We start from the raw sequence: 21550 nt of genomic DNA, 5'->3' as shown, positions 1-21550 counted from the left end.
CGCGCCATGCCTCCCCGCATCGACCATATCGACAGCTGGATCTTCGATCTCGACAATACGCTCTATCCGCCGTCGGCGAGGCTGTTCGACCTGATCGACGATCGCATGGGCGCGTTCATCATGCGGCTGCTCGGCTGCGATGCCGAAGAGGCGCGGCGGGTGCAGAAGGGCTATTTCCACGACCATGGCACGACGATGGCGGGGCTGATGCGCCACCACGGCGTCGATCCCGAGGATTTCCTGGCCGACGTCCACGCGATCGCGCTCGACCGCATCGCGCCCGACGCGCGGCTGCGCGCGGGACTCGAGCGGCTGCCGGGACGACGGCTGATCTTCACCAACGCCGATGCCGACTATGCCGCGCGGGTGCTCGATGCGCGCGGGATCGCCGACCTGTTCGCCGGCATCTGCGACATCCGCACCACCGCCTATACCCCCAAGCCCGAGGCCGCGGCCTATGCGGCGATGGTCGGGCACCTCGGCGTCGATCCGGCGAAGAGTCTGTTCGTCGAGGATATGGCGCGCAACCTGACCCCGGCGAAAGCGCTGGGGATGACCACCGTGTGGCTGGACAATGGCAGCGAAAGCGGCCATCGCGACCACCGGCCGGAGCATGTCGACTTTCACGTCGCCGACATCGCCGACTGGCTCGACAGCTTGCCTTTGCCCTGGGGATTTTCATGACGAGTGACCTGCAGACGACGATCGAAGCCGCGTGGGATGCGCGCGACACGCTGGGCGTGACGACGCAGGGGCCGGTGCGCGACGCGGTCGCGGCGGCGCTCGCCGGGCTCGACGACGGCAGCCTCCGCGTCGCGGAGCGCGACGCAGGCGGCGCGTGGCAGGTCAACCAGTGGCTGAAGAAAGCCGTGCTGCTCTCGTTCCGCCTCAACGACATGGCGATCGTCGAGGGCGGGCCCGGCGGCGCGACCTGGTGGGACAAGGTGCCCTCCAAATTCGCCGGCTGGGGCGAGAACCGTTTTCGCGACGCGGGTTTCCGGGCGGTACCGGGCGCGATCGTCCGCCACGGCGCGCATATCGGCAAGGGCGCGGTGCTGATGCCGAGCTTCGTCAACATCGGCGCGCGCGTCGGCGAGGGCACGATGGTCGACACATGGGCGACGGTCGGAAGTTGCGCCCAGATCGGCGCGAACGTCCATCTCTCGGGCGGCGCGGGGATCGGCGGCGTGCTCGAACCGCTGCAAGCCGGGCCGGTGGTGATCGAGGACGGCGCCTTCATCGGCGCGCGCGCCGAGGTCGCCGAGGGCGTGATCGTGCGCGAGGGCGCGGTGCTGTCGATGGGCGTCTATCTCGGCGCCTCGACCAAGATCGTCGACCGCGCGACGGGCGAGGTCTTCATCGGCGAAGTGCCGGCCTATGCCGTCGTCGTCCCCGGATCGCTGCCCGGCAGGCCGCTGCCCGACGGAACGCCGGGGCCCTCGCTCTATTGCGCGGTGATCGTCAAGCGCGTCGACGCGCAGACGCGCGCCAAGACCGGGATCAACGAGCTGCTGCGCGACTAGAGTGCGTTCGGTTTTGATGGAATCAAAACCGGCGCTCTAGATTCTTGTTTTACCGTGTTTTCCGAGTCGTCAGGTGATTCCACCTGACTTGAAAACACTCTAAGACGCGAACCAGAATAGCGTCATTGCGAGCGGAGCGAAGCAATCTCCAGCTCTCGGTTGACGATCCGATAGCTGGAGATTGCTTCGTCGCTACGCTCCTCGCAATGACGGAGTGAATCACCGCTCGCTGAGATAATAGCGCTCGCGCGCGGTCAGATCGTCATTGAGGTCATAGACGATCGGCTGGCCGGTCGGGATTTCCAGCCCGGTGATGTCGGCATCCGAAATGCCCGACAGATGCTTGACCAGCGCGCGCAGGCTGTTGCCGTGCGCCGAGATGAGCACCGTCTTGCCGGCCTGGAGTTCGGGCGCGATCGCGCGGTCATAATAGGGCAGGACGCGGGCGATCGTGTCCTTCAGGCTTTCGGTGTCGGGAATGGCGATGCCGGCGTAGCGCGGGTCGTTCGCCAGATCATAGGGCGATCCCGCTTCGAGCGGCGGCGGCGGGGTGTCGAAGCTGCGGCGCCAGATCTTGACCTGTTCGTCGCCATGCTTCGCCGCCGTCTCGGCCTTGTCGAGACCCGTCAGGCCGCCATAATGCCGCTCGTTCAGGTGCCAGTCCTTGGTCACCGGCAGCCACAGCCGTCCCATCGCCTCGAGCGCGAGGTTCAGCGTCTTGATCGCGCGCGTCTGGACCGACGTGAAGCAGGTCGCCGGGGCGATGCCCTTTGCCTTCATCAGCTCGCCCGCCGCCCAGGCCTCCGCCGCGCCCTTTTCGGTGACGTCGACATCCCACCAGCCGGTGAAGCGGTTCTCCAGATTCCACTGCGATTGGCCGTGACGGATGAGGATGAGCTGCGGCATCGGGAGATCCTTCCTGCGTGGGGGCGTTGATTCGCCGCCCCCTTAGCGCGGCTTTGGGGGAAGGGCCACCGCCCCCTTGAAATGCCCGGGGCCGCACCCAGATTCCCAGCATCCGGCCGCCGCAACGGGGCCGGACGGAGGCGGCGGCGCTACGCCGACGCCCCATGACTTCGCTTTACGAAGGAAGGAATGACCCATGCGCAACAGTTTCGACTGGACCCCCTATCGCCGCTCGACCGTCGGCTTCGACCGATTGTTCGACTTTCTCGAAAACACCGGATCGGCGGACAATTATCCCCCCTTCGACATCGAGAAGATCGCCGACGACCATTTCCGCATCACCGTCGCGGTGGCGGGATTCAAATCGGGTGAGATCGACATCACCGCACAGCAGAACATGCTGACCGTCAGCGGCCGCAAGGCGCCCGCGAGGGAAGGCGAGGGCCGCCAGCTTCTCTATAGCGGCATCGCGACGCGCGCCTTCGAGCGCCGGTTCCAGCTCGCCGATTTCGTGCGGGTGGACAAGGCCGACCTTGCCGACGGGCTGCTGATCATCGACCTGGTCCGCGAAGTGCCCGAGGCGATGAAGCCGCACAAGATTGCCATCGGCGGCACGCCGGTGATCGAGGACAGCAAGAAGGCCGCCTGACTCCCCTCTCTTCGGGTGGCCTGCTGACGAACGGGGCCCGGTTGTCCCTTCCGGGCTCCGTTCACGTATCTAGAGCCGGCGCGTCATGAAGCGGCTGAAGGCATCGGGCGTGTAATCGGCAAAAGGGGCGCAGTCTTCGAAGCCGTGGCGGTGGTAGAGCGCATGCGCCGGCTCGAACGCCGGGCCCGACCCCGTTTCCAGACTCAGCCGTTCGATTCCCCGATCCTTCGCTTCCGCCATGATATGATCGAGCATGCGCGCCGCGACGCCGCGGCGCAGGAAGGCATCGGCGGTGCGCATCGACTTGATCTCCCCGTGGCGACCGCCCAGCATCCTGAGCGCGCCGCAGCCCGCGAGGTCCCCCTCCGCGTGGATCGACCAGAAGGTGACGCCGGGACCCTTCAGCCCCTCGAAATCGAGAAAGTGGCAGCTCCCAGCCGGCGAGTTCGCCAGCATCCCCGCGAAATGCCGTTCGAGCAGCGCGCGGATCGCAGCGCCCGACAGATCGTCCTCGACGATCCGCCAGGCGGAACTCACAGCATCTGGTCCAGCGTCTGGAGGCAAGCGTGCGCGAGCAGCGTCGAACGCTCGGGCGACCAGCCGGCGACCGGATCTGGCAGGTCGCGATTGTCCTTGAACGGCATTTCGAGCGTCATCGACACCGCGCCGAAGCGTTCGGCGAGCTGGGTCGTCGACATCGTCATGTTCGCCTGGCCCGGCGCCGATTGTTCATAGCCGAGCGCGACCTGGAAATCGGGCGTGTTCGCGGCGAGCGCGGCCTGGAAGGCGAGGAACTTCGCCGTCTGCGCCTCCTTCAGCGACGGGATGCCTTCGAAGCCCGCGAGGAAGACCGCGGGAATCGCTTCGTCGCCGTGGACGTCCATCGCCCAGTCGACCCCGCTCTCGTCCATCGCATTCCGGACGCACAGCACTTCGGGGCTGCGCTCGGCCGAGGGCGCATGCCATTCGCGGTTGAGATTCACGCCGGCATAGTTGGTGCGCAGATGGCCGCGGCGCGAGCCGTCGGGATTCATGTTCGGGACGATGTGCAGCCGGCACTTCCGGAGGAGCGAGCGTGCGTGCGGGTCGGCGGGGTCGGTGAGCTTTTCGAGCGCGCCCTCCATCCACCATTCGGCCATGCTCTCACCCGGATGCTGGCGCGCATAGAGCCAGACCTGCACGGGACCCGTGCCCATTTCGAGGCAGTCGATCGACTGGCCTTCGAGGCTGGTGCCGAGGCAGCGATAGGTAACGCCTTCGCATTCGGCGACCGAGGAGATGAGGTCGTGGTGCCGCTCCATCGAATAGGGCGCGAAATAGGCGATCCAAAGGAGCGGGCTTTCGGCGGTGTGCCGGATCGTCAGCGTGCCGTCGGCATAATCCGTGTCGAGGCGGAACCAGTTTTCGCGATCGCTGCTCGCGCAGGCGGCGTAGCCCGGCCAGCCGTCGGGATAGGCCGAGTCCGCAAGGCCGGTGATCGCGAGCTCGAGCGGGTCGCCGACCGCGCAATTCACGCGGAAATGGAACCATTGATAGAAGTCGGATTCGCGATCCTTGCGGATCGACAGGCGGGCGGAGGTGCCGGCGAGCGACTCCACGACGATATTGCCGCTGTCGAAAGCGGCGTTGATGCTGATGGTCATGGGACGCTGATAGTGCGTCCGGATTCGCCGGGGAAGTCCTTGAATAAGGCTGCGGCCAATTTCGCCGCGGCGAGCGACGGCTGCGCGGCGGGCGCCTTGACCGGGACCGCCGAGATCGCGCGGCCTTCCCACAGCGCACGGCCGGTCGCGGCATCGTCGAGCCGCACCGTCAGCTGCAGATCCTGCATCTGGCGCGGCCCGCCGCCGAGATTGATGCCAAGCCCGAGACCGACCCCCGAGCCGTAGCTGCCCGTCGAACCGCCGACCCCGACCGACACCGGCGATCGCTTGCCCGGACCGACGCGGTCGCTGCGGTCGAAACCGATGCGAACCTTGACCGGCGCGGTGCTGGCGCCCGCGCCTTCGGCGGCAACGAGACCCTGCAATTGCAACTGGCGCTCGACCGCGGTGCGATAGCTGTCCCATTCGAGCGACGGCTGGCCGCCCCCGGCCATCGCGGCTGCATCGGCGAGCGGCGCGCTGTCGACCACGTAACGCGTTCCCGGCGCCCAGCCCGCGGGCGCGGCGGTGTGAAAGCGCGTGACCTCGACCGGCGGAACGGGAGTGGCGCAGGCTCCGAGAGCGAGCGCGGCGGTGCCGAGCAGAACGGCGGGAAGGTGACGCATCATGCCCGCATGATGCGCTTCCCAAGCTGGCTTGGCAATGAACGGCGTGCGAGTGCCGCCGCTTTCACACCTCAGCGATAGAAGATATGGTTGTCGATCTGCGCGACGCGCGTCTTGCGCCAGCCGGGCGAGACATAGCGCGCGTGGAAGAAGAGCGCGCCCGGCGCCTTGGTCTTCCAGCTGTCGTCGCGCGCGATCTGCGCGATCGCCAGCGCGTTGCGCCACTGGGCGCTCGCTTCGCGGATCTTCGGCATCTTGCCGTGGCGCACGAAGCTGAACTGGCTGCGCTGGTGGACGACGCCGCAATAGCTCGCCGGGAAGCGGCCCGATTCGGCGCGGTTGATGATCACATGCGCGACCGCGAGCTGGCCGGCGAGCGATTCGCCGCGCGATTCGAAATAGACCGCGCCGGCAAGGCAGCGCAGTTCGGAATCGATCGTCGCGGGGGGCGGCGTCGCGTCAACGAGCGCCGCGAGCGTTTCGGCGGTCACCGGCTGGTCGGGGGTATCCGCTTCGGGCGCGGGCTGTTCGGCGCCAGCGGCGTCCTTGTCGACCGGCGCTTCGCCCTGGGTCGACGGATCGGCCGGTTCGGCCGCGGGGGGCGTCGCGACGCCCGGAAGCACGATGGTGGGGGTATTGGCGTCGGCGCCAAGGTCGGTTGCAAAACCGGGTTCGGCCAGCAGCAGCATGGGGACCAGGGTCATGCCCACGGCAGCCAGGCTGGCGGCGTTCAATATGCGACTCATACTGTCCGTCAAAAGGGCGGCTGATGAACCGGAACCTCAGGAACAGGCGGGGGCTATGCTGTATGCCGCCTGCGGTCATCATCCGACTGCGTGTCCGAACCGTTGGACCGGATGGTCCGGGCAAGCCCGAAAAATCCGCGGAACGACCTACGCGTGAAAACGTGCGGGCCAATTATGGTGCGGCGCAACAATGTCAAGCAAGCAGACCCCATTCGGCGACGAGTCGTGGCGCATCCGCGATATCCAGTTCGACGACCCAGAGGTCGGGATCGGCCTTGCGGCGCCGATCGACATAGGTGGCGCGCGCCTCCGAATCCGCGGGATCGCCGGGTCCCACCGCTTCCCAGACATAGCCACCGGCTGCGGCGAAACGTCGTTCGATGAGCGGCCCAGGGGTGCTGCGGTCGCGGCACTGGACGAGAATCACCCCCGCCCGGTCGTCGCCCGCCGCGAGCACGGCGGCGAATCCCCCCGCCGATTCGGTCCGGCGCAGGAGCAGGTCGACAAGGAAACGGCTGGTCAGCCGCGTCATGGGGAAGACGCCGGTGCGGCGTCAGGCCGCGTCACGCGTTTCGGTGTCGGCGAGCAGCGCATAGAGCGCCTCGTCGCTTTTCGCGCCGCGCAGCCGCTCGGCGATGCTGTCGTTGCGGAGCATCCGCGACACGCCCGCGAGCGCCTTCAGATGGTCGGCCCCGGCATCGAGCGGCGACAGGAGGACGAAGAGCAGGTCGACGGGGAGGCCGTCGACCGCCTGGAAGTCGATCGGCCGCGCGAGCTGCAGGAACAGGCCGCGCACCCCGGCAAGATCGGCCATCTTCGCGTGCGGGAGGGCGATACCGCGCCCGAATCCCGTCGAGCCGAGCCGTTCGCGCTCGAGCAGCGCCTCGGCGACTTCGCCGGCGTCGAGACCGAGCGAGCGGCTCGCGAGATCGCCGACGAACGGAAACAGCGCCTTCTTCGAATCGAGCTGAACATGCGCACGCACGGTCGCGGGATAGAGGAGGGAGGATAGGTTCATGGGTCTGGTCAAATCTGTCAAAGCGTCGGGACGGGCCGCCCGATTCATCGGTTGGCGATCGGTCGCGGATCGGTCGTGGCAGGCCCCGCCATCCCGGCATCGGGCATCAATGGGCGCGGCCCTTAGGCCGGATGGCGGAGAAAATCCAGTCCCTATTGCGGTTCGACCCAGCCGATCGTGCCGTCGCGGCGGCGATAGACCATATTATGCGCGCCGGTCCGCCCATTGACGAACAGCAGCGCATTGGTGTCGCGCAGATCGAGCATCATCACCGCGTCGGACACGCTGGTCGTCGGAATGTCGACGCGGGTCTCGGCGACGATCGCCGGCGCGTCGCCCGCCTCGTCGTCCTCGTTGCCGATGTCGAAGACGGTGTAGCTCGCATTGTCCTGGATCTCGTCGAGGGTCGCCGAGGGCTGGCTGGGGCTGCTCTTGTCCTTCAATCGTCGCATATAGCGCCGGAGCTGTTTTTCGATGCGTTCGGCGGCGCCCTCGAAGGCGACATGCGCATCCTGCGCCTGCCCGTGGCCCTTGAGTACGAGTCCCTGCATCACATGCGCGACGATGTCGCACTGGAAACTGTCGTGCGGCCCTTTCCCGAAGGTCGCGTGCGCCCCGATTGCGCGCGAGAAATATTTGCCGGCAATCGCGTTCATCCGGTCCGACACATGCGCCTGCAGCGCTTCGCCGGTTTCGATCTGGTGGCCAGAGACGCGGATTTCCATTGCTCTTCTCCTTCGAGGGTCTCAGCGGCCGCCAACGGGGGCGGCCGTTACGGACTATCGTGCCACAAAGGCTGATGCAGTGCGGCGACGAATTCTGCATGACGCGCGAGCTCGGCGGGGCTCGCAGCGTGAGGACGCGGTTCGCGGAACGGGCGCGACGGAGCGGCGGCAGCGTCAGGCAAAGCTGCGGGCGCGGCTGCTGCGACCGTCGACGCAGCGGCGAGACCGAGACCGATCTGCCGTCCGCCTGTCATTTCGATATAGAGATGCGCAAGCAGTTCGGCGTCGAGCAGCGCGCCATGTTTGATACGGTGGCTGCGATCGATGCCGTAGCGGGTGCAGAGGGCATCGAGGCTGTGCTTCGCCCCCGGATGGAGCTTGCGCGCCATCTGCACCGTGCAGCACATGCGCGCCATGTCGAGCGCGGGACGCCCCGCGCGCGCGAGCTCGGCGTTGATGAAACCGAAGTCGAAGGCGGCATTGTGCGCGACCATCGGCGCGTCGCCCAGAAACGCTAGTAGCTCGTCGACGCACGCCGCAAACAGCGGCTTGTCCGACAGGAACTGGATCGACAGGCCGTGGACCGCCTCGGCCTCGGCCGGCATGTCGCGTTCGGGATGGAAATAGGCGTGGAAGGTTCGGCCCGATTCGCGGCGGTCGATCAGTTCGACACATCCGATTTCGACCAACCGGTGCCCGGATCTGGGATCGAGTCCCGTCGTTTCGGTATCGAAAATTATCTCACGCATCGAAGCCTCAATCTGGACCTTATCGGGCGTGGAAACAAGAGGCGATGGCGCGAATCTGGCGATGCGTCTCGCTTTTCGGGCGGCCGGTTTCGATGACGAAATCGGCGCGCGCGCGCTTGACCCGGTCGGGCACCTGAAGCGCGCGGATCGCCTTATACTTGGCATGGGTCATGCCGGGCCGGCGCAGCACGCGACGGCGCTGCACCCACAGCGGCGCCGAGACGACCGCGATCGCCCCGACCCGGCGCGCACCACCCTTTTCGAACAGCAGCGGAATGTCGAGGACGACGACCTCGCGCGCGCGGTGGCGCAAGAGGAAGCGCTTCTGCGCCCGCGCGACCGCCGGGTGGACGATCGCTTCGAGCGCGGCGAGCTCGTGACGGTTGCCGAGCACGCGCGCGCCGAGCTTTTGCCGGTCGACGCCGCCCGGCCCGGTGGTGCCGGGAAAGCGCGCCTCGATCGCCGCGACCAGCGCACCGCCGGGCCCCTGCAGCCGGTGCACCTCGGCGTCGGCGTCGAACACCGGCACGCCCTCGCGTTCGAACATCGCCGCGGCGGTCGACTTGCCCATGCCGATCGAGCCGGTGAGTCCGAGGATGAAGGGGCGACGGAGCCGCGAGGCGGGGCGCTTATAGTGGGTCACGCGGTCAGCAGCGCGCGAAGCGCGTCGTCGCGTCCTTCGGGCGGCGGCTTGCCGAAGAACAGCTCGAAGGCAAGCGCAGCCTGGCCGATCAACATGTCGAGCCCGTCGACATGATCGAGCCCGCGCGCCTCGGCCGCCCGGAGCAACCCGGTACGGAGCGGCGAATAGACGAGGTCGTAGACGATCGCATCGTCGGGAAGCGGCGAGAGGTCGAGGTCGAGCGACGGCTGGCCGGTCATGCCGAGGCTGCTCGCGTTGACGAGCAGCGCCGCAGGCGGCAGCGGCGCATCGAGCGCCGCGACCTCGCCCTTGAGGCCGAAGGTCGCGAGCAGGCCCATGGCCTTGAGCGGGCTGCGGCCGAGCATGGTGACCGGCCCGACGCCGGCGCGCGCGAGCGCGAAGAGAACGGCGCGCGCCGCGCCGCCCGCGCCGACGACGATCACCGGTGCGCCGGCAAGATCGACCTCGGCGAGCGGGGAATAGAAGCCCGCAGCGTCGGTGTTGGTGCCGATCAGCGTCCCGTCGGGCTGGCGCACGACCGTGTTCATCGCGCCGATCGTGCCGCGGATATCGCCGGGATCGTCGACCAGATCCATCACCGCCGCCTTGTGCGGCATGGTGACGTTGCAGCCGCGCCAGTCGGAATCGGCGCGGCGTTCGGCGATATAGGCGGCGAGGCCTTCGGGCTTCACATGCGCGCGGTCGTAGCGGCCGGCAAGGCCGAGCGCGTCGAGCCAGAAGCCGTGGATCAGCGGCGATTTCGACTGGGCGATCGGATCGCCGATCACTTCAGCGTAGGGAAGGGCGCTCATGACGCCGCGAGTCCGGTCGCGCGCAGCCAGACGAGCAGCGGAAGCATCGGCATGCCGATGATGGTCCAGGGGTCGCCTTCGACCCGGTCGAACAGTTGCACGCCCGCCCCCTCGATCTCGTAACAGCCGACGGTCCAGCGGATGCTGTCCCATTCGCGCGCCACATAGTCGGCGATGAAGGCGTCGGACAAGGGGCGCATCCACAGTTTCGCCTCGCCCATCGCGCGCCACACCGGCGCCCCGTCGCGGGCGGCGACCGCGGCGCTGAACAGGCGGTGGCGCGTGCCCGCCATCCGCCGCAGATGATCGGCGGCTTCCTCGGGGCTATCAGGCTTGCTCAGCATCGAGCCATCGTCGAGCGCGAGCGTCGAATCGGCGCCGATCACGGTGACGCCGGGAAGCCGCGACGAAATCTTGACCGCCTTCGCCTCGGCGAGCGCGTCGGCGATGTTGCGCGGCGTCTGGCCGGTGGCGAGCAGCGAGGCGGTAAGCGCCTCCTCGTCGACATGCGCCGCCGTTGTTTCGAAATCGAGCCCGGCGGCGCGGAGCATCGCGGCGCGGCCGCTGCTCTGCGAGGCGAGAACGAGCGCGGTCATCCTGCGCCCCGATCCTCGACCAGCTTGATCACCGCCGCCGCAGTTTCCTCGATCGAGCGGCGCGTCACGTCGATCACCGGCCAGCCATTGTCGGCGAACATCCGCCGCGCATAGGCAAGCTCGCCCTTGACGCGCTCCTCGTCGACATAGGCGGTTTCGGGTGCCTGATTGAGCGACAGCAGCCGGTTGCGCCGCACCTGCACCAGCCGGTCGATTCCGGTGGTAAGCCCGACGACGAGCGGGCGGCGGAGTCCGAACAGCACGTCGGGCGGCGGCGATTCGGGAACGATCGGGATATTCGCGGTCTTGAAGCCGCGGTTGGCGAGATAGATGCTCGTCGGAGTCTTCGAGGTGCGCGACACGCCGGCGAGCACGATGTCGGCCTGCTCCCAATTTTCCCACCCGATGCCGTCATCGTGCGCGACGGTGAACTGGATCGCCTCGACCCGTGCGAAATAAGCGGCGTCGAGCGCGTGCTGGCGCCCCGGCCGCGCCTTGGCTTCCTGCCCCAGCATCCGCGACAGCGCGTCGGTGACCGCGTCGAGCGCCGGCACCGTTGGCAGGTTGAGCGTTGCGGCACGCCGTTCGAGGCTCGCACGCAGCTCGCCGCTGACCAGGGTGAAGAGGATCATGCCCGGGCTTGCCTGCACCTCGGCCATGATACGGTCGAGATGCGATTCGGAGCGCACCATCGGCCAGAAATGGCGCACCACCTCGACATCATCGAACTGCGCGATCGCCGCCTTGGCGATATTTTCGAGCGTCTCGCCGGTGGAATCGGATATGAGGTGCAGGTGGAGACGGCTCATCGCACCAGCTTTCCGATGCGGGGCCGAAAAAGGCAAGCGGCGAGACAAACGCGCTTTCACTTCTTCGTCATCCCGGCGAAGGCCGGGATCTCACCGGTGCACCCTGAAAGCAAGGTTGAGATCCCGGCCTTCGCCGGGATGACCGAGGGTGGTAAGCTCTGTGGATAAGTTTTGACATAACCGCCGGGACAAGACGGGCAGCGGGAAACCATCCCCGGCGCTGCCGATTCCGCTCCACCGCTTTTCCACAGGAGGCGAATCTTATCCACAGGCTGTGAATTTCGCGGACAGCTGCAAGCGACTCTGCGGGGGACCATGCGGGATAAGGAGTCAAGCTGTTGGCAAAGGCGGCGTCCGTGCCTAAAGCCGCGCTGTTCGCCCGCCAACAAACCACCACAATCATTTTTATATATGGTTATGAAGAGAGAAAGAGGGGCCGCGTGAAGGCGTCACCGAAGAGTCTGTTGGCAACGCTGCGCGGGGTGCGGCAGGAACGGCCCGCGCTATGGCTGATGCGCCAAGCGGGGCGCTATCTGCCCGAATATCGCGCGCTCCGCGAGACCAAGGGCGGCTTTCTCGAACTCTGCTACGATCCCGAGGCGGCCGCCGAGGTGACGCTGCAGCCGATCCGCCGCTTCGGTTTTGACGGCGCCATCCTTTTTTCGGACATTCTCGTCATCCCGCACGCGCTCGGCCAGAATCTCTGGTTCGAGGCGGGCGAGGGGCCGCGGCTCGCGCCGCCGCTCGTCGACGGCGCCCTCGCCTCGCTCGAGGCGGCGCCGCAGCGGCTCGAGCCAGTCTATGCGACGGTGGCGCGCGTCGCGGCGGCGCTCCCTCCCGAAGCGACCTTCCTCGGCTTCGCAGGAAGCCCGTGGACGGTCGCCACCTATATGGTCGCGGGCGCCGGGTCGAAGGACCAGGCCGCCGCGCGGCGGCTGGCCTATGGCGACGCGCCTGCCTTCGAGGCGATCGTCGACGCGATCGTCGACGTTACGGTAACTTACCTGTCGGGGCAGATCGAAAACGGCGTCGAGGCGGTCCAGCTCTTCGACAGCTGGGCGGGCAGCCTCAGCCCCGCGCAGTTCGAGCGCTGGGTGATCGCGCCCAACGCCGAGATCGTCCGCCGACTGAAAGCGCTTCACCCCGATACGCCGGTCATCGGCTTTCCGAAGGGCGCCGGCGGCAAGTTGCCCGCCTATGCGAACGAGACCGGGGTCGACGGCCTCGGGCTTGACGAGACGGTCGAGCCTGCCTGGGCCGACGCGGTGCTGCCGCAGCATCTTCCGGTTCAGGGCAATCTCGACCCGCTCGCGCTCGTCGCCGGCGGCGATGCGCTCGACGCGGCGATCGACCGCATCCTTGCGGCTTTCCCCGGTCGCCCCCATATCTTCAATCTCGGCCATGGCATCGTGCCCGACACACCGATCGCCCATGTCGAGCATCTGATCAGGCGCGTGCGAGGCGGGTGAGGCGATGACGGACTGGATCGGGTTTCTGGGGGTGACGATGCTTTGGGTAAAGGCGGCGCACGTGATTTTCGTCATCTTCCTGATGGCGGGGTTGTTCATGATGCCGCGCTTCTTCGTCTATCATCACCAATGCCCGGTCGGCTCCGACGAGGATAAGAAGTGGATCGAACGCGAGGACCGGCTGCGCCGGATCATCCTCAACCCCTCGATCGTCCTCGTCTGGGTTCTGGGCCTGATGCTCGCCTTCAACGGCGGCTATTGGCACGAAGGCTGGTTTCACGGAAAATTGCTGCTCGTGCTGCTGCTGTCGGGCTATCACGGCTGGCTGATCGGCTATTTCAAGAAGCTGAGGCGCGGGGAGCGGCCGCTCAGCGAAAAGCGGCTGCGGATGCTCAACGAAGTGCCGGGCATCGCCGCGGCGATCATCGTCATATTGGTGATCGTTCGCCCCTGACGCTCCTCCCGGCGCAGCCCGATTGACTTGAACCGGCGTCGGTTATAGGGGCCGATCAACCCCGCGCTCGCGCGGGCGGCGCGGTATCCGCGCCGTAGCTATCGAAACGGCCGTCCCCCGGTCGGATAGGCACCCTTCGGTGCACCGAAATTGCGATTATTTTCTCCCGAATTTTTCACCCTGGAATCCATCCATGCATCTTAAAGAACTCAAGACCAAATCGCCCGCCCAGCTCGTCGAAATGGCCGAGGAACTGGGGGTCGAGGGCGCGTCGACGCTGCGCAAGCAGGATTTGATGTTCTCGATCCTCAAGGAACTCGCCGAAGAGGGCGAGGAAATCATCGGGTCGGGGACGATAGAGGTCCTACCCGACAGCTTCGGTTTCCTGCGCTCGTCCGACGCCAATTATCTCGCGGGTCCCGACGACATCTATGTCTCGCCGAACCAGGTCCGCAAATATGGCCTGCGCACCGGCGATACGGTGGAGGGCGAGATCCGCGCGCCGCGCGATGGCGAGCGTTATTTCGCGCTGACCAAGCTGATCAGCGTCAATTTCGACGATCCCGACGTGGTGCGCCACCGCGTCAATTTCGACAACCTCACCCCGCTCTATCCGAACCAGAAGCTGTCGCTCGACACCGTCGACCCGACGGTCAAGGACAAGTCGGCGCGGGTCATCGACCTCGTCAGCCCGCAGGGCAAGGGCCAGCGCGCGCTGATCGTCGCGCCGCCGCGCACCGGCAAGACGGTGCTGCTGCAGAATATCGCGAAGGCGATCACCGACAATCACCCCGAGGTCTATCTGATCGTCCTCCTCGTCGACGAACGTCCCGAGGAAGTCACCGACATGCAGCGCAGCGTGAAGGGCGAGGTCGTCTCCTCGACCTTCGACGAGCCCGCGACACGCCACGTCCAGGTCGCCGAAATGGTGATCGAGAAGGCGAAGCGCCTCGTCGAGCACAAGAAGGATGTCGTCATCCTGCTCGACTCGATCACCCGCCTCGGCCGCGCCTACAACACTGTCGTTCCCTCGTCGGGCAAGGTGCTCACGGGCGGCGTCGACGCCAACGCGCTCCAGCGCCCGAAGCGCTTCTTCGGCGCCGCGCGCAACATCGAGGAGGGCGGCTCGCTGTCGATCATCGCGACCGCGCTGATCGACACCGGCAGCCGCATGGACGAGGTGATCTTCGAGGAGTTCAAGGGCACCGGCAACTCCGAAATCGTCCTCGACCGCAAGGTCGCCGACAAGCGCATCTTCCCGTCGCTCGACGTCGGCAAGTCGGGCACCCGCAAGGAGGAACTGCTCGTCGAGAAGGACAAGCTTTCGAAGATGTGGGTGCTCCGCCGCATCCTCATGCAGATGGGCACGGTCGACGCGATGGAATTCCTGCTCGACAAGATCAAGGATTCGAAGACCAACGAGGATTTCTTCGACAGCATGAACCAGTAAGCCGGTTCGAGGTCGGTTCGGATGGATTTTTCCGCGATCTTCACGGTATCGGGGCTGGCGCTGCTCGGACAGATCATCATCGGCGACCTCACCATGGCCGGCGACAATGTGCTGATCATGGGCACGATCGCGGGCCGGCTTCCCGAGCGCGAACGCAAGCGCGTGCTGATGCTCGGCGTCGGTATGGCGCTGGTGTTCCTCGTCACCTTCGCGACGATCGCGACGCAGCTCCTCAAGATCACCGGACTGGTGTTCGCAGGCGGGCTGCTGCTGCTGTGGGTCGCCTACAACATGTATCGCGAGATTCGCCCGGCCGCCGCGCCCGGACCGGTCGACGATCCCGCCACCCCCGAAATCGAGGGTGAACCCGCGCGGCAGACCTTCTTCAAGGCGGCCGTCTCGATCATGATCGCCGACCTGTCGATGAGCATCGACAATGTCCTGCTCGTCGCCTCGATCGCGCGCGAGAATCCGGCCTTGCTCTTCGTCGGGATGAGCTTCACGGTGCTGGTGATGGGGCTTGCCGCCAATTATGTCGCCAAGTTGCTGCAGCGTTTTCACTGGATCGCCTGGGTCGGCCTTGCGGTGATCCTCTACGTGGCGCTGAAGATGATTTACGATGGCTGGGTCGATCCCGAGATCGGCCTCGGCCATTTGTTCGGATGGGTGCTTTGAGATGATCATGGATTTGGTTGCATTCGCCGCCGGCGCGGCGCCGTCGGACGGCATCTGGGGCGCGATCGTCCACGATTTCTCGAACATCACCGAACCTGCGGCCTTCGCGGCCTTCGTCCAGGTGCTGCTGATCGATCTTGTGCTCGCCGGCGACAATGCGATCGTCGTCGGCGCACTGGCGGCGGGTCTGCCCGCCGACCAGCGCCGCAAGGTGATCCTGATCGGGGTCGGCGCGGCGCTCGTCCTGCGCATCGGCTTCGCGCTCGTCGTCCAGCAGCTGCTCGGCATCGTCGGCCTCGTGCTCGCGGGCGGCATCCTGCTGCTGTGGGTGGCGTGGCGCATGTGGCGCGACATCCGCGGCGATCACGGCGAATCGGCGGGTTCGCCCGAGATTGAGGGCGACGAGGACTCGGGCCTGCGCCCCGCCAAAAGCTTTGCCGCCGCGGCCTGGGGCGTCGCGGTCGCCGACGTATCGATGAGCCTCGACAATGTGCTCGCCGTCGCCGGCGCAGCGCGCGAGCATCCCGGCATCCTGATCGTCGGGCTGATCTTCGCGGTCGCGATGATGGGCGTCGCGGCGAATATCATCGCCAAATATATCGAGCGCTACCGCTGGATCGCCTGGGTCGGGCTCGCCGTCATCCTTTATGTCGCCTTGAAGATGATATGGGACGGCTGGCACGACGTGCACCCCCATTTCGTGCAGATCATCGGCGGCTGACCGGCGCTGTGGGCTGGACAGGGCGAACCGATCGTCGCATCGTCGACCAATGTCGGATGATGCGATGGTCCCGATCGCCCATATATTGGGTCGCGGCGAGGCGCTGACCGTTGCGGCGATGCTCGACGCCGCGGGCGTTATCGTTCACGTCGGGGGCGAATATTATACCAGCGTTTCTGCCGACATCCTTGCGATCGGGGGATTTCGGCTGACGGTGCCGCACTGGCAGCACGGCGAAGCGTCGATCCTGCTGGCCGAAATGCTGGCGCTGCCCGAACCTGAGCCGAACCGGTATATGCGCAAGGCGATCGGGCGCCTTGCCGTTGCCACCATGGGATCGGTCGGCGTCACCGTCCTTCCCTTTGTCGCGCTCTTTGGTCTCAAGGTCCTGATGGTCACTCTCCTCTCGCCGCTGGCGTTGCTGCAACTGCCCGTCAATCCTCAAGGTCGCGGCGACTATTATTTGAGCGCGACGCCGAGTTGAACCGGCGCCGTGCGATACCGATCTTATGCCCATGTCCCAGCTTCACATGACCCGCGTCGCCGTCGGCTGCCCCGATTATCCGGCGCTCGCGTCGCGGATCGCGGCGCGCGCCGAGGAGGGCGAGATCCGCTTCGCGACGCGGTTCAAGCCGAAGCGCGCCGACGAGTTGATCGGCGGCAGGCTCCATTTCATCGTGCGGCACACGATCATCGGCCGCGTCGAGATACTGCGCTTCGAGGACCGCGACGATGGGCGGATCGACATCGTCTGCCGGGGCATGCTCGAGCGGGTGCATCCGCAGCCCAAGCGCGCGCATCAGGGTTGGCGCTATCTGACCGATGACGACGCGCCGCGGGGTATCGATGACGACAGCGGCCTCGGCGACCTGCCGCCCGAACTTTATCGCGAACTGGCCGAACTCAGCCTCATCTAGCCCGGCGTCCCCTCGATCGCGGCACGGAAGCTGTCGGCGCGCGCCATCGCCCAATAGCGCGCGCTGGCGACCGATGCGGGATCGTCGAGCAATATGCCGCGCGGATAGAAATTATAGATGCGGTCGATCGAATCGGAGCGCGCCGAATTCAGCCGCTCATGGAGGTGATGCGGCCGGATTTGCCAGGGATTGTCGAGTCCCATCGCACAGCTGATGTCCCACAGCGCCGAGACGGTCGAAGCCTGAAAGCGGCGGACGCGTTCGGCCTTGTCGGGGATCACGAGCCCGCGCTGGCGGCCGGGATCCTGCGTCGCGATCCCGGTCGGGCATTGGTCGGTATGGCATTTGAGCGACTGGACGCAGCCCAGCGAGAACATGAAGGCGCGCGCGGCGTTCGACCAGTCGGCGCCGAGCGCGCAATTGACCGCCAGTCCCGCGCCCGAATGGACCTTGCCCGACGCGGCAAGACGAATCTCCTCCTTGAGCCCGCAGCCGACGAGCGCGTTGCGCACGAAGATCACCCCTTCGCGCAGCGGCATGCCGACGCGGTTCGAAAATTCGACCGGCGCCGCGCCGGTGCCGCCCTCGGCACCGTCGACGACGATATAGTCGAGCCGGATGCCGGTCTCGAGCATCGCCTTCATGACGGCATAGATTTCGTGCGGCTGGCCGACGCAGAGCTTGATGCCAACCGGTTTGCCCCCCGACATCTCGCGCAGTTTCGCCGCCCATTCGACCATCTCGATCGGGGTCGCAAAGGCCGAATGCGCCGCGGGGGAGATGCAATCCTCGCCCTCCGGAACCCCGCGCGTCGCGGCGATCTCGGCGCTGACCTTGGGGCCGGGCAGCACTCCGCCATGCCCCGGCTTCGCGCCCTGGCTGAGCTTGATCTCGACCATCTTGACCTGGTCGTCCTGCGCGCGGTCGCGGAAGCGTTCCGGATCGAAACGGCCGCCTGCGTCGCGGCAACCGAAATAGCCGCTGCCCAGCTCCCACACAATGTCGCCGCCGTGGATGCGATGATAGGGGCTGAAACCGCCTTCGCCGGTGTCGTGATAGAAATCGCCCTGCTTCGCGCCGAGATTGAGCGCTTCGATCGCCCGCGCGCCGAGCGAGCCGAAGCTCATCGCCGAGATGTTGAGCAGCGCCGCTTCATAGGGACGCGCGCATTGCGCCGTGCCGACCTTGACCCGTTGCGTCCGGTCGTGTGCGGGGGCGGGCGCGATGCTGTGGCTCATCCATTCATATTCGTCCGAATAGACGTCGAGCTCGGTTCCGAAGGGGTGTGCGTCGAGATCGCCCTTGGCGCGGGCATAGACGATATCGCGTTCGGCGCGGGTGAAGGGGCGGCCGTCGAACGGGCTTTCGACGATATAGGAATAGAGAAAGGGCCGCAGATCCTCGAACAGCCAGCGGATGCGCGCGATCAGCGGGTAGTTGCGGCGCAGCGTATGGCGCCGCTGGAGCGCGTCGTAGAGCGCGATCAGCAGCAGCGGCATCCACAGCAGCAGCGTCCAGCGCGCCGGCGTCCACCACGCTGCGAGCGCGACGAGCAGCAGCAGGACCGGAAAGACGAGCCAGCGGCGCATCGTCGGACTCTAGGCCTGCGCCGCGAGCATCGCCGCCATTTTCTCCCAGACCTTGTTGATCGCCTTGAGCGGTCGTACCATCACCTTGAAATCCTGAATCTTTTCTTCTTGGTTCCAGCGGATGATATCGACGCCGTTGATCTGGATGCCGTCGAGCTGGGTCTGGAATTCGAGGCACACCTGATCGCCGTCGACGATCTCGCGCAGATAGCGGAAATCGTCGCCGCCGAGGACGTGGCTCGCCGCATGGAGATAGGCGAACACCTTGTCGCGGCCCTCCTGCGGCGTGTGGACGACGGGCGAGTGGAAGACCGCGTCTTCGGCGAGCAGGTCGCGCAGGGCCTGCGGGTCGCCGCCGCCCGCCATATAGGCGTGCCAGGCGGCGAGTCCCGGATGTGCGCTCATGCGAGCGTCTCGGCGAAGAAGGCGCGGGTGCGCCCGTCGGCGAGCGTCGCGCCCTCGTCGTTGCGGCGATTGCCGTCGGTCGCGGCGAAGCCGTGGTCGAGGCCGGGATAATCGTGGAGCGTCACCTTCGGGTTCGGATCGAGCGCTTCGTGGATCTTCTGCTGCGCCGCATGGTCGACGAAATGATCCTCGGTCGGGATATGGAGCATCAGCGGGTTCGAGATCGCGTGGCTTTCGTTCAGCATCGTGTCGATCATCACGCCATAATAGCCGACCGACGCGTCGACGTCGGTGCGCGTCGCCGCCATATAGGCGAGGCGGCCGCCGAGGCAGAAGCCGACGCAGCCGATCCGGTTCGCGCCCTGGCCGCGCAGCCAGCGGATCGACGCTTCGATGTCCTTGACGCCGAGGTCGGCGTCATACTGCCCGAAATAGCCGAGCGCCTCCTGGAATTCGGCCTCGACATCGGGGCTGAGCTCGACCCCGGGAGCGAAGCGCCAGAAGATGTCGGGCGCGATCGCCAGATAGCCTTCGGCCGCCCAGTCGTCGCATTTCTTGCGGATTCCCGCGTTCACCCCGAAGATTTCGGGAATCACGATGATCGCGCGCGACGAATCGGCGTCGGGACGCGCGACATAGGCGGGGATGTCGCCTTCGCTATCGAGGGCGGGAATGGACGTGTTGGTCGGGGACATGAGGCTCTCCTGGCTCTTGCTTATTGACGGTGAAAGCGCGAAGCTAGCGGCGCCGGGGGCGAGGCTCAAGCGCCAACACCCGCGCGCGGGCAGGAGATGGGGCATGAAATTCAATATCGAGGTGGATTGCACCCCCGAAGAGGCGCGGCGGCTGTTCGGGCTGCCCGATCTCGAGCCCTTGCATGATATTTATCTGAGCCGGGTCAAGGAGTTGATGGCGAAGGGCATCACCCCCGACATGGTCCAGGCGATGGTCAAGAGCTGGGTGCCGATGGGCGAGGGCGGGCTCGGGCTCGTCCAGTCGCTGCTCGGCCAATTCGGCGGGGGATTGATGGGCGGTGCCGGCAAGGCGGCCGCCGCGGGTGACGATGACAAGCCCGCGCGGGGGCGCAAGAGCTGACGCACGACAATAGCAGCGACACGATCTTCGCGCTGTCGAGCGGGATGCCGCCGGCGGCGATCGGTGTCGTGCGCGTGAGCGGGCCAGGGTCTGGCGAGGCACTGCGCTCGCTCGCGGGGCACCTGCCCACGCCGCGCCGCGCGTCGCTCGCCGAACTGAAGGATGCGGACGGCGCGCCGCTCGACCGCGCGCTGCTGCTCTGGTTTCCCGGGCCCGCGACCGCGACGGGCGAGGATCTCGCCGAGCTGCACCTCCACGGCGGCCGCGCGGTGGTCGGAGCGGTCGAGGCGGCGCTGGCTGCGATCCCGGGGCTGCGCCGCGCCGAAGCGGGCGAGTTCACGCGGCGCGCCTTTCTGAATGGCCGGATCGATCTCGTCGAGGCCGAGGGGCTCGCCGACCTGCTCGCGGCGGAGACCGAGAGCCAGCGGGTGCAGGCGCTGGGGCTGGCGAGCGGGCATGTGTCGCGCGCGGTGGCGGCGTGGCAGGACCGGTTGCTCGCGCTGATGGCGGGGGCCGAGGCCGAGCTCAATTTCGCCGACGAAGAGGATGTCGAAGCTTATGAAGGTGCCGCGGAGCGTGTGGTCGCGGGGATGGGGGGGCTGGCGGAGGAGCTCGGCGAGTGGCTGGCGCGGCCGGCGGCGGAGGTGATTGCCGAGGGGTTGTCGGTGGTGATCGCGGGACCGCCGAATGTCGGAAAATCGACTTTAATCAATGCTTTGGTTCAAAGGGAGCTGGCGATCGTGTCGCCGGTGGCGGGGACGACGCGCGACGTGATCGAGACGCCGCTGGCGCTCGACGGCATCGCGATGCGCTTTTCGGATACCGCGGGGCTGCGCGGCGAAGGTGCCGATGCGATCGAGGCGATCGGGATCGCGCGCGCAGAGGCGGCGGTCGAGGCGGCGGATATATTGCTGTGGCTCGGGTCGCCCGACGCGGCGCCCGCGCACCCGCGCACGATCCTGATCGCGGCGCAGGTCGACCGCTGGCGCGGCGACGCGGCGCGCGAGGCCGAGGCGGCGCGCTGCGATCTGGTCCTGTCGGCGGCGACGGGGGAAGGGATGGACAAGCTCCACCATTATATCGTCGAGATGGCGCGCACCCTGCTGCCGCGCGAGGGCGAGGCGGCGTTGCGGGCGCGCCAGCGCGCGGCGCTCGCCGAGGCGCGGGGCTGGCTGACGGTCGAGGCGGGGTCGCGCGAAGCGAGCGACCTGATCCTGCTCGCCGAACGGCTGCGGCTCGCCGCGGCGGCGCTCGACCGCATCACCGGGCGCGCCGGGGTCGAGGATATGCTCGATGCGCTGTTCGGGCGCTTCTGCATCGGGAAATGAAT

28 protein-coding genes are annotated in these 21550 nt (G+C 66.9%); 12 read left to right on the top strand and 16 right to left on the bottom strand.

All coding sequences use genetic code 11. The annotated features are described in order from the left end of the window. The first annotated feature begins 6 nt into the window (after window positions 1–6). Window positions 7–684 (top strand): pyrimidine 5'-nucleotidase, encoded by a 678-nt coding sequence (locus ACOTSS_RS17870; RefSeq protein ID WP_448689323.1) that lies wholly within the window; start codon window positions 7–9, stop codon window positions 682–684. Beyond that, the gene (gene dapD, locus ACOTSS_RS17865; RefSeq protein WP_448689322.1) at window positions 681–1523 is read left to right on the top strand and encodes a 2,3,4,5-tetrahydropyridine-2,6-dicarboxylate N-succinyltransferase; all 843 of its coding nucleotides are present in this window, start codon (window positions 681–683) and stop codon (window positions 1521–1523) included. Before ACOTSS_RS17870 ends, dapD begins: the two co-directional genes overlap by 4 nt. 219 nt (window positions 1524–1742) lie before the next feature. On the opposite strand, the gene gpmA is transcribed toward dapD, so the two are convergent. Beyond that, on the bottom strand, window positions 1743–2429 hold the full coding sequence (gpmA, locus tag ACOTSS_RS17860; protein WP_448689321.1) for a 2,3-diphosphoglycerate-dependent phosphoglycerate mutase: 687 nt from the start codon (window positions 2427–2429) through the stop codon (window positions 1743–1745). A gap of 196 nt (window positions 2430–2625) precedes the next feature. Here gpmA and ACOTSS_RS17855 point away from each other — a divergent pair, with 196 nt between their 5' ends. Further along, entirely contained in the window at window positions 2626–3078 is a 453-nt protein-coding gene (locus ACOTSS_RS17855) for an Hsp20 family protein (RefSeq protein ID WP_448689320.1), read from the top strand. 69 nt (window positions 3079–3147) lie between these two features. On the opposite strand, the gene ACOTSS_RS17850 is transcribed toward ACOTSS_RS17855, so the two are convergent. The 12 genes from ACOTSS_RS17850 to ACOTSS_RS17795 all read right to left on the bottom strand — a co-directional run bounded on the left by ACOTSS_RS17850 (window position 3148) and on the right by ACOTSS_RS17795 (window position 11445). Further along, complete coding sequence (locus ACOTSS_RS17850) at window positions 3148–3615, bottom strand: GNAT family N-acetyltransferase (protein WP_448689319.1); 468 nt, start codon at window positions 3613–3615, stop codon at window positions 3148–3150. Beyond that, complete coding sequence (locus ACOTSS_RS17845) at window positions 3612–4721, bottom strand: M14 family metallopeptidase (RefSeq protein WP_448689318.1); 1110 nt, start codon at window positions 4719–4721, stop codon at window positions 3612–3614. The genes ACOTSS_RS17850 and ACOTSS_RS17845 overlap by 4 nt, the downstream gene beginning before the upstream one ends. Then, window positions 4718–5350, bottom strand: coding sequence for a DUF4136 domain-containing protein (locus ACOTSS_RS17840; protein WP_448689317.1), 633 nt, complete (start codon window positions 5348–5350; stop codon window positions 4718–4720). The genes ACOTSS_RS17845 and ACOTSS_RS17840 overlap by 4 nt, the downstream gene beginning before the upstream one ends. Before the next feature lie 68 nt (window positions 5351–5418). Beyond that, the gene (locus ACOTSS_RS17835) at window positions 5419–6093 is read right to left on the bottom strand and encodes a cell wall hydrolase (RefSeq protein ID WP_448689316.1); all 675 of its coding nucleotides are present in this window, start codon (window positions 6091–6093) and stop codon (window positions 5419–5421) included. A gap of 193 nt (window positions 6094–6286) precedes the next feature. Then, the gene (locus ACOTSS_RS17830; protein WP_448689315.1) at window positions 6287–6625 is read right to left on the bottom strand and encodes a DUF1491 family protein; all 339 of its coding nucleotides are present in this window, start codon (window positions 6623–6625) and stop codon (window positions 6287–6289) included. A gap of 21 nt (window positions 6626–6646) precedes the next feature. Next, on the bottom strand, window positions 6647–7111 hold the full coding sequence (locus ACOTSS_RS17825; RefSeq protein WP_448689314.1) for a PTS sugar transporter subunit IIA: 465 nt from the start codon (window positions 7109–7111) through the stop codon (window positions 6647–6649). 152 nt (window positions 7112–7263) lie between these two features. Continuing rightward, window positions 7264–7836: a ribosome hibernation-promoting factor, HPF/YfiA family gene (gene hpf, locus ACOTSS_RS17820; protein WP_448689313.1), complete on the bottom strand. Its 573-nt coding sequence runs from the start codon at window positions 7834–7836 to the stop codon at window positions 7264–7266. Between the two features lie 47 nt (window positions 7837–7883). Continuing rightward, window positions 7884–8585 carry a DNA polymerase III subunit epsilon gene (dnaQ, locus tag ACOTSS_RS17815; protein WP_448689312.1) on the bottom strand — a complete coding sequence of 234 codons (702 nt, stop codon included), beginning with the start codon at window positions 8583–8585 and terminating at the stop codon, window positions 7884–7886. A gap of 19 nt (window positions 8586–8604) precedes the next feature. Continuing rightward, complete coding sequence (gene coaE, locus ACOTSS_RS17810) at window positions 8605–9156, bottom strand: dephospho-CoA kinase (protein WP_448691371.1); 552 nt, start codon at window positions 9154–9156, stop codon at window positions 8605–8607. Window positions 9157–9224: 68 nt separating this feature from the next. Then, window positions 9225–10040: a shikimate dehydrogenase family protein gene (locus ACOTSS_RS17805; protein ID WP_448689311.1), complete on the bottom strand. Its 816-nt coding sequence runs from the start codon at window positions 10038–10040 to the stop codon at window positions 9225–9227. Next, window positions 10037–10636 carry a Maf family protein gene (locus tag ACOTSS_RS17800; RefSeq protein ID WP_448689310.1) on the bottom strand — a complete coding sequence of 200 codons (600 nt, stop codon included), beginning with the start codon at window positions 10634–10636 and terminating at the stop codon, window positions 10037–10039. Before ACOTSS_RS17800 ends, ACOTSS_RS17805 begins: the two co-directional genes overlap by 4 nt. Beyond that, window positions 10633–11445, bottom strand: coding sequence for a pyruvate, water dikinase regulatory protein (locus ACOTSS_RS17795; RefSeq protein ID WP_448689309.1), 813 nt, complete (start codon window positions 11443–11445; stop codon window positions 10633–10635). Before ACOTSS_RS17795 ends, ACOTSS_RS17800 begins: the two co-directional genes overlap by 4 nt. Before the next feature lie 440 nt (window positions 11446–11885). Here ACOTSS_RS17795 and hemE point away from each other — a divergent pair, with 440 nt between their 5' ends. The 7 genes from hemE (at window position 11886) to ACOTSS_RS17760 (ending at window position 17131) form a co-directional block, all read left to right on the top strand. After that, the gene (gene hemE / locus ACOTSS_RS17790; RefSeq protein ID WP_448689308.1) at window positions 11886–12914 is read left to right on the top strand and encodes a uroporphyrinogen decarboxylase; all 1029 of its coding nucleotides are present in this window, start codon (window positions 11886–11888) and stop codon (window positions 12912–12914) included. 4 nt (window positions 12915–12918) lie between these two features. Then, window positions 12919–13368, top strand: coding sequence for a CopD family protein (locus ACOTSS_RS17785; RefSeq protein WP_448689307.1), 450 nt, complete (start codon window positions 12919–12921; stop codon window positions 13366–13368). Between the two features lie 193 nt (window positions 13369–13561). Beyond that, entirely contained in the window at window positions 13562–14818 is a 1257-nt protein-coding gene (rho, locus tag ACOTSS_RS17780; protein WP_095387803.1) for a transcription termination factor Rho, read from the top strand. 21 nt (window positions 14819–14839) lie between these two features. Continuing rightward, the gene (locus ACOTSS_RS17775; protein WP_448689306.1) at window positions 14840–15493 is read left to right on the top strand and encodes a YjbE family putative metal transport protein; all 654 of its coding nucleotides are present in this window, start codon (window positions 14840–14842) and stop codon (window positions 15491–15493) included. Between the two features lie 7 nt (window positions 15494–15500). After that, window positions 15501–16214, top strand: a complete 714-nt coding sequence (locus ACOTSS_RS17770; protein ID WP_176473592.1) for a YjbE family putative metal transport protein — start codon at window positions 15501–15503, stop codon at window positions 16212–16214. 49 nt (window positions 16215–16263) lie between these two features. Beyond that, window positions 16264–16698 (top strand): hypothetical protein, encoded by a 435-nt coding sequence (locus tag ACOTSS_RS17765; RefSeq protein WP_448689305.1) that lies wholly within the window; start codon window positions 16264–16266, stop codon window positions 16696–16698. 31 nt (window positions 16699–16729) lie between these two features. Then, entirely contained in the window at window positions 16730–17131 is a 402-nt protein-coding gene (locus ACOTSS_RS17760; protein ID WP_448689304.1) for a DUF1489 family protein, read from the top strand. On the opposite strand, the gene ACOTSS_RS17755 is transcribed toward ACOTSS_RS17760, so the two are convergent. Genes ACOTSS_RS17755 through ACOTSS_RS17745 form a run of 3 tightly spaced genes read right to left on the bottom strand, consistent with a single transcriptional unit; the run spans window position 17128 to window position 19820 of the window. Then, a complete protein-coding gene (locus ACOTSS_RS17755) occupies window positions 17128–18720 on the bottom strand; it encodes an FMN-binding glutamate synthase family protein (RefSeq protein WP_448689303.1) in 1593 nt (530 codons plus the stop codon). The genes ACOTSS_RS17760 and ACOTSS_RS17755 overlap by 4 nt on opposite strands. Window positions 18721–18729: 9 nt before the next feature. Next, a complete protein-coding gene (locus ACOTSS_RS17750) occupies window positions 18730–19125 on the bottom strand; it encodes a nuclear transport factor 2 family protein (RefSeq protein ID WP_448689302.1) in 396 nt (131 codons plus the stop codon). Beyond that, window positions 19122–19820 carry a dienelactone hydrolase family protein gene (locus ACOTSS_RS17745; RefSeq protein WP_448689301.1) on the bottom strand — a complete coding sequence of 233 codons (699 nt, stop codon included), beginning with the start codon at window positions 19818–19820 and terminating at the stop codon, window positions 19122–19124. The genes ACOTSS_RS17750 and ACOTSS_RS17745 overlap by 4 nt, the downstream gene beginning before the upstream one ends. A gap of 103 nt (window positions 19821–19923) precedes the next feature. On the opposite strand from ACOTSS_RS17745, the gene ACOTSS_RS17740 reads away from it, so the two are divergent. Further along, on the top strand, window positions 19924–20220 hold the full coding sequence (locus ACOTSS_RS17740; protein ID WP_448689300.1) for a DUF6489 family protein: 297 nt from the start codon (window positions 19924–19926) through the stop codon (window positions 20218–20220). Window positions 20221–20264: 44 nt separating this feature from the next. After that, window positions 20265–21548, top strand: coding sequence for a tRNA uridine-5-carboxymethylaminomethyl(34) synthesis GTPase MnmE (gene mnmE, locus ACOTSS_RS17735; protein WP_448689299.1), 1284 nt, complete (start codon window positions 20265–20267; stop codon window positions 21546–21548). The last annotated feature ends 2 nt before the right edge of the window (window positions 21549–21550 follow it).

The sequence above is a fragment of the Sphingopyxis sp. NJF-3 genome (genome assembly GCF_053514865.1).
Note: the sequence above shows the minus strand (reverse complement) of the source record. Positions and strands in the feature narration are given on the sequence as shown.

What these genes read in the sequence shown, in the direction of transcription:
- ACOTSS_RS17835 (WP_448689316.1), bottom strand. Translation starts at nt 6,093, where the DNA reads ATGAGTCGCATATTGAACGCCGCCAGCCTGGCTGCCGTGGGCATGACC.
- hpf (WP_448689313.1), bottom strand. Translation starts at nt 7,836, where the DNA reads ATGGAAATCCGCGTCTCTGGCCACCAGATCGAAACCGGCGAAGCGCTG.
- mnmE (WP_448689299.1), top strand. Translation starts at nt 20,265, where the DNA reads ATGCCGCCGGCGGCGATCGGTGTCGTGCGCGTGAGCGGGCCAGGGTCT.
- ACOTSS_RS17785 (WP_448689307.1), top strand. Translation starts at nt 12,919, where the DNA reads ATGACGGACTGGATCGGGTTTCTGGGGGTGACGATGCTTTGGGTAAAG.
- ACOTSS_RS17760 (WP_448689304.1), top strand. Translation starts at nt 16,730, where the DNA reads ATGTCCCAGCTTCACATGACCCGCGTCGCCGTCGGCTGCCCCGATTAT.
- ACOTSS_RS17855 (WP_448689320.1), top strand. Translation starts at nt 2,626, where the DNA reads ATGCGCAACAGTTTCGACTGGACCCCCTATCGCCGCTCGACCGTCGGC.
- rho (WP_095387803.1), top strand. Translation starts at nt 13,562, where the DNA reads ATGCATCTTAAAGAACTCAAGACCAAATCGCCCGCCCAGCTCGTCGAA.
- ACOTSS_RS17775 (WP_448689306.1), top strand. Translation starts at nt 14,840, where the DNA reads ATGGATTTTTCCGCGATCTTCACGGTATCGGGGCTGGCGCTGCTCGGA.
- ACOTSS_RS17805 (WP_448689311.1), bottom strand. Translation starts at nt 10,040, where the DNA reads ATGAGCGCCCTTCCCTACGCTGAAGTGATCGGCGATCCGATCGCCCAG.
- gpmA (WP_448689321.1), bottom strand. Translation starts at nt 2,429, where the DNA reads ATGCCGCAGCTCATCCTCATCCGTCACGGCCAATCGCAGTGGAATCTG.
- ACOTSS_RS17845 (WP_448689318.1), bottom strand. Translation starts at nt 4,721, where the DNA reads ATGACCATCAGCATCAACGCCGCTTTCGACAGCGGCAATATCGTCGTG.
- ACOTSS_RS17755 (WP_448689303.1), bottom strand. Translation starts at nt 18,720, where the DNA reads ATGCGCCGCTGGCTCGTCTTTCCGGTCCTGCTGCTGCTCGTCGCGCTC.
- ACOTSS_RS17800 (WP_448689310.1), bottom strand. Translation starts at nt 10,636, where the DNA reads ATGACCGCGCTCGTTCTCGCCTCGCAGAGCAGCGGCCGCGCCGCGATG.
- ACOTSS_RS17745 (WP_448689301.1), bottom strand. Translation starts at nt 19,820, where the DNA reads ATGTCCCCGACCAACACGTCCATTCCCGCCCTCGATAGCGAAGGCGAC.
- dnaQ (WP_448689312.1), bottom strand. Translation starts at nt 8,585, where the DNA reads ATGCGTGAGATAATTTTCGATACCGAAACGACGGGACTCGATCCCAGA.
- coaE (WP_448691371.1), bottom strand. Translation starts at nt 9,156, where the DNA reads ATGGGCAAGTCGACCGCCGCGGCGATGTTCGAACGCGAGGGCGTGCCG.
- ACOTSS_RS17840 (WP_448689317.1), bottom strand. Translation starts at nt 5,350, where the DNA reads ATGATGCGTCACCTTCCCGCCGTTCTGCTCGGCACCGCCGCGCTCGCT.
- ACOTSS_RS17825 (WP_448689314.1), bottom strand. Translation starts at nt 7,111, where the DNA reads ATGAACCTATCCTCCCTCCTCTATCCCGCGACCGTGCGTGCGCATGTT.
- ACOTSS_RS17765 (WP_448689305.1), top strand. Translation starts at nt 16,264, where the DNA reads ATGTCGGATGATGCGATGGTCCCGATCGCCCATATATTGGGTCGCGGC.
- ACOTSS_RS17740 (WP_448689300.1), top strand. Translation starts at nt 19,924, where the DNA reads ATGAAATTCAATATCGAGGTGGATTGCACCCCCGAAGAGGCGCGGCGG.
- ACOTSS_RS17750 (WP_448689302.1), bottom strand. Translation starts at nt 19,125, where the DNA reads ATGAGCGCACATCCGGGACTCGCCGCCTGGCACGCCTATATGGCGGGC.
- ACOTSS_RS17870 (WP_448689323.1), top strand. Translation starts at nt 7, where the DNA reads ATGCCTCCCCGCATCGACCATATCGACAGCTGGATCTTCGATCTCGAC.
- dapD (WP_448689322.1), top strand. Translation starts at nt 681, where the DNA reads ATGACGAGTGACCTGCAGACGACGATCGAAGCCGCGTGGGATGCGCGC.
- ACOTSS_RS17795 (WP_448689309.1), bottom strand. Translation starts at nt 11,445, where the DNA reads ATGAGCCGTCTCCACCTGCACCTCATATCCGATTCCACCGGCGAGACG.
- ACOTSS_RS17830 (WP_448689315.1), bottom strand. Translation starts at nt 6,625, where the DNA reads ATGACGCGGCTGACCAGCCGTTTCCTTGTCGACCTGCTCCTGCGCCGG.
- ACOTSS_RS17770 (WP_176473592.1), top strand. Translation starts at nt 15,501, where the DNA reads ATGGATTTGGTTGCATTCGCCGCCGGCGCGGCGCCGTCGGACGGCATC.